This is a genomic window from Rhizobium sp. 18055 (assembly GCF_902706285.1).
Classification (GTDB): domain Bacteria; phylum Pseudomonadota; class Alphaproteobacteria; order Rhizobiales; family Rhizobiaceae; genus Rhizobium.
The window spans coordinates 350,538-364,416 of record NZ_CACSKD010000003.1 but is presented as its reverse complement, the minus strand read 5'-3'; the positions used below and the strand labels follow the sequence as shown (position 1 = coordinate 364,416).

The window sequence follows — 13,879 nt, the reverse complement described above, 5'->3', positions numbered from 1 at the left end:
TGCAGATGCCCGCCGTCTACTCGTAAAGACGGCGCACAGTCGCAACGCAATCGAGATCAGCCAGCTGCGCAAGCAATTGATTCAACTGGCGAAGATCCCAGACTTCGACATCCAGCGCCATCTCGGTAAAGTCGGTCGCGACCCGAACGGTGTTGAGCACACGAATATTGACATCGACATCGGCGACCGTGCGGGCAAGCTTTGCGAGGGTGCCGGGCTCGTTCAGCGCATTGATCATGACACGCGCCATGAACCGTGACTTGTTGGCCTCATCGAGATCCCATCGCACATCGATCCATCGATCCGGTTGCTCGTCGAACCGCTGCAGGACTGGCGACTGGATCGGGTAGATGGTGATGCCCTTGGCATTCTCGGTCGTGTTGGTGATGCCGACGATGCGGTCTCCGGGAACAGCACCGCTCGGTGCGAACTGGACGTCGATGTTGCTCGATATGCCGCGGATCGGAACGACCTCGGCATCCGCCAGGGCTTCGAGACCGTTTGGAGCGTTTTCGCCCGCCTTGCCTTTGTCAGGGATCTTGAAGATCATGCCGGACGCACTGCGGACGTTGAACCATCCATCATCGCCCGATGGCTTCGAGGTGATACGCTCTTCCTGATGATCGGGATAGACTGCACGCAGCACGTCCAGCGACGACATCTCGCCGCGGCCGACGGATGCGATTGCATCCTCGACATCCTTCTGCCCCAGACGATGAAGCGCCGGCTTCATCGCCTCGCGGGAGAAGATCTTGCCTGCGCGATCGAAAGTGCGCTCCAGAATGCGATGGCCAAGACCGGCATATTGCTTGCGGATCGCCATGCGCGTCGCGCGGCGGATTGCAGCGCGCGCCTTGCCGGTAACGACGATCTCTTCCCATGCCGCCGGCGGCACCTGCACGCCGGAGCGGATGATCTCGACCTCGTCGCCGTTTGCAAGGCGGGTGACCAGCGGCATGATGCGGCCGTTGATCTTGGCGCCGACGGTGGTGTCGCCGATATTGGTGTGGACGGCATAGGCAAAGTCGATCGGGGTCGCGCCGCGCGGCAGGGCGATCAGTTTTCCCTTGGGGGTGAAGCAGAACACCTGGTCCTGGAACAGTTCGAGCTTGGTGTGCTCCAGAAACTCTTCCGGGCTATCGCCTTCGGCAAGTGCCTCGATGGTGTGGCGCAGCCAGGAATAGGCGTTGGATTCGCGCGAGAGGATGTCGCCGTCGATGTGAGACGCGCCATCCTTGTAGAGCGTGTGGGCGGCGATACCGAACTCGGCGATCTCGTGCATCCGCTTGGTGCGGATCTGCAGCTCGATGCGCTGGCTGGACGGCCCGACGATTGTGGTGTGCAGCGAACGGTAATCGTTCTGCTTCGGCGTGGAGATATAGTCCTTGAAGCGGCCCGGCACGACACGCCAGCGAGTGTGGACGATGCCCAGCCCACGATAACAGGCCGGGATGTCATCAACGATGATACGGAAACCGTAGACGTCGGACAGTTGCTCGAAGGAGAGCGACTTCGACTGCATCTTGCGGAACACCGAATAGGGCTTCTTCTGGCGGCCCTTCACGTAGACATTGACGAGGCCGTTGGCGACCAACAGATCGCGCAGTTCGGTCTCGATCTTCTTGACCAGCCCTTCATTGCGGCTCGACAGCTCTTCGAGCCGCTTGGTGACGGTGTCATAGGCTTCGGGGTTGATGTGGCGGAAGGAGAGGTCTTCCAGTTCCTCGCGCATGTCCTGCATACCCATGCGGCCGGCAAGCGGCGCATAGATATCCATCGTCTCTTCGGAAATGCGGGCACGCTTTTCCGGCGACATATGGTCGAGCGTGCGCATGTTGTGCAGGCGGTCGGCCAGCTTGACCAGCAGCACGCGGACGTCGTCGGAAATCGCCAGCAGCAACTTGCGGAGGTTTTCGGCCTGCTTGGCCTTCTTGGTGACGAGATCGAGCTTCTTGATCTTCGTCAGACCCTCGACGAGCCGGCCTATGTCTTCGCCAAACAGCTCATCGATCTCGGCCCGGGTGGCGGTGGTGTCTTCGATGGTGTCATGGAGCAGTGCGACGGCAATGGTCGATTCGTCGAGATGCATATCCGTGAGGATCGCCGCGACTTCCAGCGGATGGGAGATGTAGGGGTCGCCGCTGGCCCTTTTCTGCTGCCCGTGCTTCTGCATGGCATAGACATAGGCTTTGTTCAGCAGGGCTTCGTTGGCGTCGGGCTTGTATTTCTGAACCCGCTCCACGAGCTCGTACTGCCGCATCATCCCGAAACCACTCCATTACAAAAGAAAAGCGCGCCAATCACTGATTGGCGCACGTGATAATCAATCATATGCCGAAGCAATAATGGCGCAAGATTGACGATTAGTAATCGTCGCTCTTTTCAGGCGGCACAAGCCCTTCGATACCGGCCAGAAGCTCTTCTTCCGACATCTGGTCGAACGTGACCGTCTCAGGCGCGTCGTCCTGCTCTTCGCCATCGGCAGTCGTGCCGGTTGCGATGAGGCTTGCAGGATCGGGCTCGGGCTCGTCAATTTCGACATGCTTCTGCAGCGAATGGATGAGGTCTTCCTTCAGATCGTCGGGAGACAGCATCTCGTCGGCAATCTCGCGAAGAGCCACGACCGGGTTCTTGTCGTTGTCGCGATCGATGGTGATCGCAGCGCCCTGGGAAATCAGCCGCGCGCGGTGGCTGGCAAGCAGAACCAGCTCGAAGCGGTTCTCAACTTTGTCAATGCAATCTTCTACTGTGACACGGGCCATTGCCTGTCCTTTACGACGTGATCTCGGGATTAGCACCGCGATACAATTAAAAGCAGGCAAATTCAAGTTTTTAGTGAAGCCCCTGTGCCGGGCCTGTGGGAAGTCCCTAATTTTAGAGGTTTCCACTAAAAGTTGCTTGGAATATCCCGAATCCTGCCCTAAATCTGACTTATATGAATAGTTCATAAAGTAAGAATTGTTCTGCATTTATCCGATAAGCCATTGTTTTTATGGATTATCGGGCGACATCATTTTAGTTTACTCAAAGTGGATTGGTCCGCGATGTTCGACCCGCGAGAAAAAATTGCTCTTTTCATTGACGGCGCCAATCTCTATGCGGCGTCCAAGAGTCTCGGCTTTGACATTGATTACCGCAAGCTTTTGAAAGCCTTTCAAAAGCGCGGCTACCTCCTGCGCGCCTATTATTATACGGCTTTGATCGAAGATCAGGAATATTCGTCGATCCGCCCGCTGATCGATTGGCTCGATTACAACGGCTACAAGGTGGTGACCAAGCCCGCCAAGGAGTTCACCGACTCCATGGGCCGCCGCAAGATCAAGGGCAACATGGATATCGAACTTGCGATCGATGCCATGGAGCAATCGGAAACCGTCGATCATCTGGTGATCTTCTCCGGCGATGGCGATTTCACGACGCTGGTCGAGGCGCTGCAGCGCAGAGGCCGGAAGGTTTCGGTGATTTCGACGATGGCAACACAACCACCGATGATCGCCGACGACCTGCGTCGCCAGGCAGACCACTTCATCGATCTTCTGTCGTTGAAAAGCGAAATCGGCAGAGACCCGTCGGAGCGCCCTGCCCGCCCGGCCGAGACGCCTGCTGCGACCGAGTTTGAATCCTGAGCTGGGAAACCAGCGGATGACGGGTTATTCGCCAGACCGCAGCTTTTGCAGCGGTCTGGTATTCACTCAGCCCTGAACGCTGAACTCAGCCATTGTCCTTGAGCAGTCTGCTCTTCTGCCGGTTCCAATCGCGTTCTTTTTCCGACTGGCGTTTGTCATGGAGCTTTTTGCCCTTGGCGAGCGCAAGTTCCATCTTTGCGCGGCCGCGATCGTTGAAATAGATCTTGAGCGGAATGAGCGTCATGCCTTCGCGGTTGATCCCGACGCGAAGCCGGTTGATCTCGCGGCTGGACAGCAGCAGTTTGCGGCGGCGGCGCGGTTCGTGGTTGAAGCGGTTCGCCTGCAAATATTCCGGCAGATAGGAATTGATCAGCCAGATCTCACCGTTCTCATCGGACGCGTAGGATTCGGCAATGTTGGCCTTCCCCTCGCGCAACGACTTGACCTCGGTGCCCATCAGCATGATGCCGGCCTCGTAGGTATCGATGATCTCGTAGTTGTAGCGCGCCTTGCGGTTTTCCGCGACGATCTTCTTGACGACGCGATCGCTGCCTTTGGGGGCCATGACAAATTCCAATTTCTCGGGGGCGCGATATCCGCGCCCGCACTTCCTGCGCTTTATGTAGGGGCACGGCCACTCGTTGTGAAGGCCGTGCCCGTTGGATCAGTTCAGCAGGCCAGCGTGGCGTAGGGCTGCATCGAGTGCTGCTTCGGTGCCCGGCTCCAATGTGGAGACCAATGGCGAGCGAACCGTGCGGTTCATGCCACGGATCTTAGACAGGCCATACTTGGCGCCGCAGAGACCCGGCTCCAGGAAGATCGCCTTGTGCAGCGGCATCAGGCGATCCTGATATTCCAGTGCCTTGGCATAGTCGCCGGCCAGCGTCGCCGCCTGGAATTCGGCACAGAGACGCGGCGCGACATTGGCGGTGACCGAAATGCAGCCGACGCCGCCATGCGCGTTGAAGCCGAGCGCCGTTGCATCTTCGCCCGACAACTGGCGGAAATCCTTGCCGCAGGTGATGCGCTGCTCGGACACGCGCTCGATCTTGCCGGTGGCATCCTTGACGCCGACGATGTTCGAATAGGTCTTGGCGAGCGCACCCATCGTCTCGGGCGTCATGTCGATGACCGAACGGCCCGGAATGTTGTAGATATAGATCGGCAGCTTGATCGCTTCGGCAACAGCGGCGAAATGGGCGAAAAGGCCCTTCTGCGTCGGCTTGTTGTAATAGGGCGTGACGACCAGAACCGCATCGGCCCCAGCTTTTTCGGCATGCTGGGCAAGCTCGACTGCTTCGCGGGTATTGTTGGAGCCGGCGCCCGCCATGACGGGAACGCGCTTGGCTGCTGCCTCGATACAGAGCTCCACGACACGCTTGTGTTCGGCATGCGACAGCGTTGGCGATTCGCCTGTCGTCCCGACGGGAACGAGGCCGCTGCTGCCTTCCTTGATCTGCCAATCGACATGCGCGACGAAAGCCGCTTCATCAACGAGGCCGGCATCCGTGAAGGGGGTGACGAGTGCGGGAATGGATCCCTGGAACATGCAGAACTCCTTACGACCGCAATCCATGCTTCGGCCGCATTCCTTGAATATGAGGAGCGCACCATAGTGCGGCGAAAACGCTCCGACAAGCGTACAGAGCTCCGTTGCAACAAATTCCGATAGCAAATGTGAATGAAATTGAAGGGCTTCGGTAAGGTTTCGTTAATATGCGTCCCAGCAAATGGACAGACGTGTTTCCATTGCGAGTACCCCTGATGAAGAGAGCCGTCCTGATCCTGTCTGCCCTCGGCTTGACGGTCGCCGCATGGAGCAGCGTGGCCGCGCCGCTTCCGGGCGAGGACGTTCCCGTTCCTGATGCAAAGCCGATCGGTTTTTTGCCGCAAACATCCATGCCGGAATCCATGATCACCGGCGCCATTCCTCGAAGCCAGACGGTTGCGCCTGTCAACAGCGACCTCAAGGCCGGCCTCGACGCGCTATCCGCCAAGGAGCCGATGCAGGCTGTATCGATTCGCGACGGCATGAGCCGGGGAACCCTCGACCGGCATATCCTCACATGGGCGATTGCGGTTTCGGGCCAGAAGGGTGTGCCCTCGGTTGAAATTGCCGCCGCCGCTCAGGAGCTGAAAGGCTGGCCGGGGCTGGCCAAGCTGCGCATCTATTCGGAGCGCGCGCTATATGATGAAAACCCCTCGCCGGCCGCCGTTCTTGCGGCATTTGGCGAGACGGCTCCAGAGACGACATCGGGCGCCATGATCCTGTCACGCGCACTGGTCGCCACCGGCAAGCAGGCGCAGGCAGCCAAGTATATCCGCAAGGCCTGGCGCGGCGAGACGCTGGACAAGGCGACGGAAGACAAGATCCTCGCCGAATTCGCCGACTTGCTGACCGTTGCCGATCACAAGGCACGGATGGAATATCTGATGTACCGCAACCGATCGGCGCAGGCCAAGCGGTTCGGCGACCTGGGCCAGGCGCAATCGCTCTATAAAGCCTGGGAAGCGGTTGCCAGCAAGGCATCGAATGCCGGCGCGCTTCTTGCCGGCGTCGATGGCAAATGGATCGGGGACCCCGGCTATCTCTTTGCGCGCATCGAATATCTGCGCAAGCAGGAGAAATATGCTGAGGCAGCAAAGCTGTTGCAGCAGATGCCGCGCGACCGAGATGAACTGGTCAATGCCGGCGAGTGGTGGAACGAGCAGCGGATCGTCAGCCGCGGACTGGTCGATGACGGCCAGTTCAAGACGGCTTATGGCATCGTCTCGAAATATGCTGCGACAACGCCGACCGATATCGTCGAGGCCGAGTTCCATGCCGGCTGGTACGCGCTGCGCGGGCTGCAGGACGCAACGACGGCGCAGAACCATTTCCGCAAGATCCTCGATTTCTCCAATGGTCCGATCTCGGTATCGCGCGCCTGGTACTGGATGGGCCGTTCGGCCGAGGCCGGTGGCGCCGGCAAGGCCGCGGAATACTATGCCAAGGCCGCAGCGTACCCGACCACGTTCTACGGCCAGCTTGCCGGCGAAAAGCTCGGCCGCAAGGCGATCAACGTCAGTTATCCCCAGCCAAGCCAAGCCGATCGCCAGCGCTACCAGACCCGTGAGGCGGTGCAAGCCATCGCCCGTCTTGAGGCTGCCGGTCACGGCTGGCGCGCCAACGCACTCTACCTCGCACTCGGCGATCAGATGCAGAGCCCCGGCGAACTCGCGATCTTGAGCGCCCAGGCCGAGCGCTCCGGCAATCATCATCTGTCGCTGCAGATTGGCAAGAGCGCCTATGCCCGCGGCGTGGATGTTGCAGCCCTTGCCTTTCCAATCGGGGTTATCCCCGGCAATGCCAATATTGCAGGCTCGGGCAAGGCGCTTGCCTATGCGATCGCGCGCCAGGAGAGCGCCTTCAATCCGACCGCCGTCTCGGTTGCCGACGCCCGCGGTTTGCTGCAGATCCTGCCCGGAACGGCCAAGGCCGTCGCCAAGCGGCACAACATCACCTATTCCAAAGACAGGCTGACGGCCGACGCCGGTTACAATGCGACGCTCGGCGCGCATTATCTCGGCGAACAGATCGACGCCTTCGGCGGTTCCTACATCATGACCTTCATCGCCTATAATGCCGGCCCCAAACGCGTGCCGGAATGGATCGACCGCTACGGCGATCCGCGCGGCAAATCGATCGACGCCGTCGTCGACTGGATCGAACGCATTCCCTTCCCGGAAACACGCAACTACGTGCAGCGGGTGATGGAAAATTACGAGGTCTACAAGGCGCGCCTCGGCCAGCCCGCAGACATCGAGCGGGACCTGATCGGCGGACGTTCGTCCTCTTGAGCTGCGTTGCCCGACGGCCTGATGGCCGCTACTCTCCCGTAAACGCGTCGAGGAGAGAGCATGGGCGACGATACGGGCAAGCAAGCATTTCTCGACAGGACCTACAGTTCCGATGACGGTCTGACGCTTCACCTTCGCGATTACGATCCGGGGCGATCTGCGACTGCAGCGCGGTTGCCGGTCATCTGCCTGCCGGGGCTGACCCGAAATGCGCGTGACTTTCATCGGCTGGCCCTGATTCTGTCTCAGGAAGCGCTCAAGCCAAGGCGCGTTATTGCGCTCGACTATCGCGGACGTGGTCTCTCCGACTGGGATGGGAACAAGGCGAACTACAATCTCGTGGTCGAAGCGGGGGATGTCATGCGCGCCTGCGCCTATCTTGGCATCGACAGGGCCGTTTTCATCGGAACCTCGCGAGGGGGTCTCATTCTTCATTTTCTTGCAGTGATGAAGCCGGAACTGCTGGCGGCGGCAGTCCTGAACGATGTGGGCCCGGTCATCGAAGCCTATGGATTGATGCAGATCCGCGATGACCTTAACGCGGCAACGGCACCGCTAAGCTGGGACCAAGCTGCCGAAACGCTGAAGATGCGCCACGGCGTCCACTTCCCTGCCCTGACTGACGACGACTGGGCCGAGATGGCGACGGCAATCTATCGCGAGACGAACGGGCGCATCGCGTCCGACGTCGATCCTGCGATTGCCGCTCAACTGAAGACGATCGATTTCGGCAAGCCATTGCCGGATCTCTGGACCCAGTATCAGGGCTTTGACGGTTTGCCGCTGATGGTGGTCAGGGGCGAGAATTCGGCGCTGCTTTCCGAAGCGACACTACTGGAAATGGCGGCGAGCCATGCTGATCTTTCGGTGGCCAGGGCGCCCGGTCAGGGCCATCCGCCACTGCTCCACTCGGAGCCGCTGATCCGGCAAATCAAAGCCTTCCTGGAGACGATCTGAAATCTGAACAACGCGCAGCCGTGGCGGCAGCCAATTGCAGTTACGGGAGATCGCAGCAAGATCAGGCATCACTGGTGCCAAGGCAATGAATTGGCCTTTCCAACGCAAAAAGCCCGGCTCTAGAGCCGGGCTTTCCTGATTGACCGAGGTCAGATCAGATTAGAATGCGCGCTGCAGGCGGAAGTAGCCCGAGAACGAGTCGTCGTCGTTGTTGTAGGTCTTGTCCTGCCAGTTCAGCGAAGCCTTGGCATAGAAGTTTTCTACGATCTGGTAGTCGAGCGTTACGCCAACCTTCCAAACATCAACGTCGCTGAAGTCCGTGACGGTCGAAGTGCCATCAACCTGGCTACCGTTCTTCACGTTGTCGAAGTACTGTACAGCAGGCGTGATCTTGAACTTGTCAGTTGCCTGGATTGCGTATTCAGCAGCAACAGTCCATTCAGACTCTTCGAAGTAAGCGTTCGGGCCAGATGCCCAAGCAGCTGCGAGGCCGAGGGTGCCAGGACCGATTGCAACGGTGCCCATACCGCGGACAGCGCCTTCAGACGTGTCTGTGTCGTAGCCACCGATCAGCTGGTAGCTGAATGCGCCGGCCTTGCCGCCGATGCCGGCAGCGATACCAACGTCATTCGACGATTCGCCGAGGCCGGTGTGGATTGCATCTTCCAGTTCGTCAACAGACAGACCAGCGTAGAAGTCGCCGCTTTCGTACTGGTAACGCAGCGAGTTGTGCAGCGTGGAGTTCGAAGCGAGCGAGTCGGTTTCGCCAGAAAGGCCATCGTCCCACCAGCTGTAGAACAGACCAGCACGAATGCCGGCGATGTCGATGTAGGCGGAGTCGAGGTACGAAGACTGGCTCGAAGCGTTATCAGCGTCCGTCTGCAGAACGATTACGCCTGTGAGCGGGCCGTATTCGGTGTCGCTCTTGGACGTGAACTGTACGTTACCACGTGTGAAGGAGTCCCAATCAGACGTACCAGCCTGATCCTTGCCACCGTTAACCTGGAAGCGGATGTAACCTTCGATCTTCAGGCAAGTTTCCGTGCCTGGGATGTAGAAGTAGCCAGTGCCGTAAGCGTCGCAAACGCGAACGTATTCTACTGCTTCTGGTTCAGCTGCAACAATCGCGTCAGCAGCCTGTGCGCCAGATACAACTGCCAGGGCAGCTGCGGAGCCGAGAAGTAGGCTCTTGATGTTCATATTGACCTCCAATTCAAAGTTTCGATCGGGTTTGGGTTTTTCGCCGTTAAGGCAGCGTTCCCTGCCCCATCCCCGTGTTTCAAGAAGTGGACGATCAATCGCCCTCGCTTCCGAAATTGAAAATACAAGACCGGGCCTGTCACGCAATCACCAACTTGCCGGTTTGGGGTATTTGCAACAGCCTTCCCCATGCGCTGTTGCTGAAAGGTCACAAATACGACATGCGGCCATTCCGTTTATTTATACTTCGTTAAGAAAACGCTGGTTTTGCGGGAGGTTAGTGGTGCCGACAGCGTTTGTGACACCTGCCTATGTGCCACATTGGAACCGCTTTCCCGCCGGATTCGGGAGGATACGGGGCCATTGTAGAGGATCCTCAGATACTGCGTATGACAGTGACAGAGAGATGACATGAGGGAATCACCGCCCGTCACCTGAGATGATTCTCAATTCGATTCTGGTTTGGTGAGATCGAAGGCAGCGCGCGATGGCACAAAAAGCCAACGCGGTCATCGGGGCGATGATGCAATTGCCTGCCAACAGGACTGTGAAGAAAATTTTATGAAAAGGGAAAATGGCGGAGAAGATGGGATTCGAACCCACGATACCCTTCCGGGTATACTCCCTTAGCAGGGGAGCGCCTTCGACCACTCGGCCACCTCTCCGGTCGAGAGCCTGATAGAGTCATTCGCTGGGGGACGCAAGCGGTTTTCCGCTTTCTCCCGCAAGAAAAGCCGGCTTGGTTCTAAGCCAGCAATTGCTTCAAATCGGCAGATGGGTCGGCGAGGATCGCCTTGTCGGGGTTTATGCCCGATTCGAGCATCTTCTTGCCGGTGACATAGGCTTTGGCATCATTGATGGCATCGACCGCGATGAACTGCCCGTTCTTGAAATACCAGACCGAGTGCGCGCCTTCGCGGGCGCCGGGGCGCAGCAGCGTTTCATCGTAGCCGAGGTTGAAACCGGCGATCTGCAGCTTGACGTCATATTGATCCGACCAGAACCATGGCTTCGGCTGATAAGGTGTGTTGCCACCAGCGATGACAGCCGCTGCGGCGTCGGCCTGATCGACGGCGTTCTGCACCGATTCGAGACGGATGCGGCCGCCCTGCCATGGCTGGACGGCGCAATCGCCGGCCGCGAAGATCGACGGGTCGGAGGTTCTGGCGAATTCGTCGACGACGATGCCGTTTGCCACGTCGAGACCTGATTCCTTGGCCAACTGGTCGTTCGGGGTGACGCCGATGCCAACAATGGCGAAATCGATATCGATGGTGGAGCCATCGGAGAGTTCAGCGCCGACGAGTTTGCCGTCACGACCGATCAAGTGCTTCAGGCCGGTCTTTTCGCGAATCTTCACATCGTGGCTCTCGTGAATCACCCGCATGATGTCGGCCGTTTCCTTGGCGGCGACGCGCTGCAGGATGCGATCGGCCATTTCGATGACGGTGACTTCGAGGCCGAGATGGCGGGCAACGGCTGCCGCTTCCAGGCCGATATAACCGCCCCCTATAATAAGGACGCGACGGCCGGGGCGCATTTCTTCGGCAAGCAGGTCGGCATCGCGCTTGTCGCGGGCGACATAAACGCCCTGGAGATCGCCACCGATGGCCGCAGGCAGACCGCGCGGCGTCGAGCCGGTGGTCAGCGCCAGCGTGCCATAATCGATGGTGGAGCCATCCTGCAGGATGACCTGTTTGCTGTCGCGCTTGATCTGCTCGACCCAGGTGGACAGGCGGATCTCGACATCATTGTCAGAGAACCAGTGTTCCGGGCGAAACAGCAGGCGGTCGAAGCTCATATCGCCGAGCAGGTATTTCTTGGTGAGTGGCGGGCGCTGATAGGGCAGCACATCCTCTGCGCCCAGTATCGTGATGGGCCTCAAATCCTTGAGAGCTCGCAGTTTGGCCGCCATTGCAAAGCCTGCCTGGCCCGCGCCGATAATCACCAGTCTGTCCGTCACGATCTCACTCCCGCATTCACTGTCGTGTCGGGCAAAGGCCTATCCCCTGCCCCCTGCGCCGTCAACCGGAGCGGATCGCCCTCAGGCGATCTCGATCCAGCGGCGCTGGTGGTAGGACTGTGCCATGGCGTGAACAGACTTTTCTATCCTAAGACCGTCTTCGAATGTGACGATGGACGACGGCTCACCGGAAATCGCGCGAATGAGTTCGCGGCATTCGATGATCTTCAGGTCGTTGAAGCCGAGGCCGTGGCCCGGTGCCGGAATGAAACGATCATAAGGCCGATGGGCAGGTGCCGCCAGGATCTTGCGGAAGCCCTGCTCGGTGGTGCGACGATCGGCCTGGTAGAGTTCGAATTCGTTCATACGCTCCTGATCGAAAGTGATCGATCCGCTTGAGCCATAGAGCTGTAGCGCAATCCGGCCCTTGCGACCCCAGGCGGCGCGATTGGCCATCAGCACGGCGGAGATACCACCGCCGAGGCGCATCAGGACATTGGCCGCATCGTGATTCTCGACAGGGCGGCGACCGCCCTCTTTCAGCGGTCGATCAGCATAGGGCTTTGCCATGTCGGCAATGACGGCTTCGGCGTGGCCGAAGAGATACCAGAGCAGCGACAGCGGGTGGACGGCGAAGTCATCGAGTGCGCCGTAGCCTGCCGACAACTCGCTCTTCCAATAGAAGAATGTATCGGGGTCGGCCATGAAGTCCTCGTCCATCTCGACGCGGATGTGATTGACCACGCCGATGGCGCCTTCCGATATCAGCGTCTTGATGTGCCGGATGATCGGGTTCTGAATATAATTGTAACCGAGGATGGCGACCTTATTGGCGGCTTTTGCAGCCTTCAGCATGCGCTCGGCATCGGCATAAGCGGGCGCCATCGGCTTTTCGCACCAGACGTGCTTGCCGGCTTCAAGCGCCGCAATCGCCATTTCGGCGTGGAACTGGTTGGGCGTGGTAACGGAGACGACATCCACCTCGGGATCGGCAACCAGCGCGCGCCAGTCCGCCGTCGCCTTCTCGAAACCGAACTCCACGGCGCGGGCGTGTGCCAGATCGTCATTCGCTTCGGCCAGATGCACCAACCGCGGACGCTCGACGTCGCCGAACACTGTCTTGACCGCATTCCAGGCGAGCGCATGACACTTGCCCATATAACCCGTGCCGATCAGGCCGATACCGAGGGGCGCCATTTCGATCTCCTCCATCTCCAGAAAGGATTTTGGAATGGTTGGATCATTTTGACAAGACCGCCTGAGCGCTCGGCACGACGTGAGATCGCTACAAACCCCTATAATGGCTTCACTTTCCAACGCTAAAAAACCAATAGGACGGACCATCTAAATCATTTATGGTCTGAAATCTGGAATATACGTTTCATTTTGCGGATAGATATATGGGCAACGACACCAAGGCACCGGCGCGCGTACCGCGCGATTTCGAAAGCCTGCGCAGCACGATCATCGAGCGCAAGGCCAGCATGCCGAAGCGGCTGGCGCAGGTTGCCGCCTTTGCGCTGGCCAATCCCGACGAGGTCGCCTTCGGCACCACGGCGAGCATTGCCACCGCCTCGGATGTGCAGCCATCGACGCTGGTGCGGCTGGCGCATCACCTGGGATATGAGGGCTTCTCGGACCTGCAGAGCATTTTTCGCGAGCGCCTGCGCGACCGGACGCTGACCTATGAGGAGCGGCTGGTCACGCTGGAGCAATCGAGCGGCGACGACGAGGATGCCAATCTGCTGTCGGGGTTCATATCCGCGGCCGGCCAGTCGATCAACCGGCTGGCGGCAACGGTGCAGTCCGAAACCTTCAGCAAGGCGGTCGATATCCTGGCTGCGGCGGATACCATCTATCTGATCGCCAAACGGCGCTCCTATCCGCTGACGGCGCATATGAGCTATGCCTTCTCCAAGCTCAACATCCGCCACCAGATCGTTGCCTCGCCGAACGGCGTCGATGTCGAGACCGTACAGTTCGCGACGCCGAAGGATGCGGCGATTGCGGCCAGTTTCTCGCCCTATGCAGCCGAGAGCCTCGGCCAGGCGGAGATGCTGGCGGAGCGCGGCGTGCCTGTGGTGGTGATTACCGACTCGGCCTTTTCGCCGCTGGCGGCCAGCGCCACCTGCTGGTTCGAGGTGGCGGAAGCGGATTTTGCCGGGTTCCGCTCGCTGTCTGCCTCGATGGCTTTGACCATGGCGCTGCCGGTGGCGATCGCCGAGCGGCGGCGCAAGCTGGCACAGGTAAAACCTAAAAAAGCAAAAATGGAATAAACATTCTGAATTGACAT

At 59.2% G+C, this 13,879-nt stretch carries 11 protein-coding genes and 1 tRNA gene; 4 read left to right on the top strand and 8 right to left on the bottom strand.

The window, feature by feature from the left end; all coding sequences use genetic code 11:
- Nucleotides 1–16: 16 nt before the first annotated feature.
- On the bottom strand, nucleotides 17–2,263 hold the full coding sequence (locus GVL52_RS07990; RefSeq protein ID WP_160005594.1) for a bifunctional (p)ppGpp synthetase/guanosine-3',5'-bis(diphosphate) 3'-pyrophosphohydrolase: 2,247 nt from the start codon (nucleotides 2,261–2,263) through the stop codon (nucleotides 17–19).
- 100 nt (nucleotides 2,264–2,363) lie between these two features.
- Nucleotides 2,364–2,762 (bottom strand): DNA-directed RNA polymerase subunit omega, encoded by a 399-nt coding sequence (rpoZ, locus tag GVL52_RS07985; protein ID WP_160005592.1) that lies wholly within the window; start codon nucleotides 2,760–2,762, stop codon nucleotides 2,364–2,366.
- Nucleotides 2,763–3,044: 282 nt separating this feature from the next.
- Here rpoZ and GVL52_RS07980 point away from each other — a divergent pair, with 282 nt between their 5' ends.
- Nucleotides 3,045–3,626 carry an NYN domain-containing protein gene (locus GVL52_RS07980; RefSeq protein ID WP_160005590.1) on the top strand — a complete coding sequence of 194 codons (582 nt, stop codon included), beginning with the start codon at nucleotides 3,045–3,047 and terminating at the stop codon, nucleotides 3,624–3,626.
- A gap of 85 nt (nucleotides 3,627–3,711) precedes the next feature.
- Here GVL52_RS07980 and smpB read toward each other — a convergent pair whose 3' ends face one another.
- Together smpB and dapA are read right to left on the bottom strand one after the other, a co-directional pair.
- Complete coding sequence (gene smpB, locus GVL52_RS07975; protein ID WP_160005588.1) at nucleotides 3,712–4,191, bottom strand: SsrA-binding protein SmpB; 480 nt, start codon at nucleotides 4,189–4,191, stop codon at nucleotides 3,712–3,714.
- Between the two features lie 99 nt (nucleotides 4,192–4,290).
- Nucleotides 4,291–5,175 carry a 4-hydroxy-tetrahydrodipicolinate synthase gene (gene dapA, locus GVL52_RS07970; protein WP_160005586.1) on the bottom strand — a complete coding sequence of 295 codons (885 nt, stop codon included), beginning with the start codon at nucleotides 5,173–5,175 and terminating at the stop codon, nucleotides 4,291–4,293.
- 215 nt (nucleotides 5,176–5,390) lie between these two features.
- Here dapA and GVL52_RS07965 point away from each other — a divergent pair, with 215 nt between their 5' ends.
- Together GVL52_RS07965 and GVL52_RS07960 are read left to right on the top strand one after the other, a co-directional pair.
- On the top strand, nucleotides 5,391–7,466 hold the full coding sequence (locus tag GVL52_RS07965; protein WP_160005584.1) for a lytic transglycosylase domain-containing protein: 2,076 nt from the start codon (nucleotides 5,391–5,393) through the stop codon (nucleotides 7,464–7,466).
- 60 nt (nucleotides 7,467–7,526) lie between these two features.
- Nucleotides 7,527–8,423 (top strand): alpha/beta fold hydrolase, encoded by an 897-nt coding sequence (locus GVL52_RS07960; protein ID WP_160005582.1) that lies wholly within the window; start codon nucleotides 7,527–7,529, stop codon nucleotides 8,421–8,423.
- Between the two features lie 159 nt (nucleotides 8,424–8,582).
- On the opposite strand, the gene GVL52_RS07955 is transcribed toward GVL52_RS07960, so the two are convergent.
- The 4 genes from GVL52_RS07955 to GVL52_RS07940 form a co-directional block, all read right to left on the bottom strand.
- Complete coding sequence (locus GVL52_RS07955) at nucleotides 8,583–9,623, bottom strand: porin (protein WP_160005580.1); 1,041 nt, start codon at nucleotides 9,621–9,623, stop codon at nucleotides 8,583–8,585.
- A gap of 575 nt (nucleotides 9,624–10,198) precedes the next feature.
- A tRNA-Ser gene (locus GVL52_RS07950) sits at nucleotides 10,199–10,288 on the bottom strand.
- 80 nt (nucleotides 10,289–10,368) lie between these two features.
- Entirely contained in the window at nucleotides 10,369–11,586 is a 1,218-nt protein-coding gene (locus GVL52_RS07945; RefSeq protein ID WP_160005578.1) for an NAD(P)/FAD-dependent oxidoreductase, read from the bottom strand.
- An 81-nt stretch (nucleotides 11,587–11,667) separates the two neighbouring features.
- Nucleotides 11,668–12,783, bottom strand: a complete 1,116-nt coding sequence (locus tag GVL52_RS07940) for a Gfo/Idh/MocA family protein (protein ID WP_160005576.1) — start codon at nucleotides 12,781–12,783, stop codon at nucleotides 11,668–11,670.
- Between the two features lie 203 nt (nucleotides 12,784–12,986).
- Between GVL52_RS07940 and GVL52_RS07935 the strand changes: the two genes are divergently transcribed.
- Nucleotides 12,987–13,862: a MurR/RpiR family transcriptional regulator gene (locus tag GVL52_RS07935; protein WP_160005574.1), complete on the top strand. Its 876-nt coding sequence runs from the start codon at nucleotides 12,987–12,989 to the stop codon at nucleotides 13,860–13,862.
- The last annotated feature ends 17 nt before the right edge of the window (nucleotides 13,863–13,879 follow it).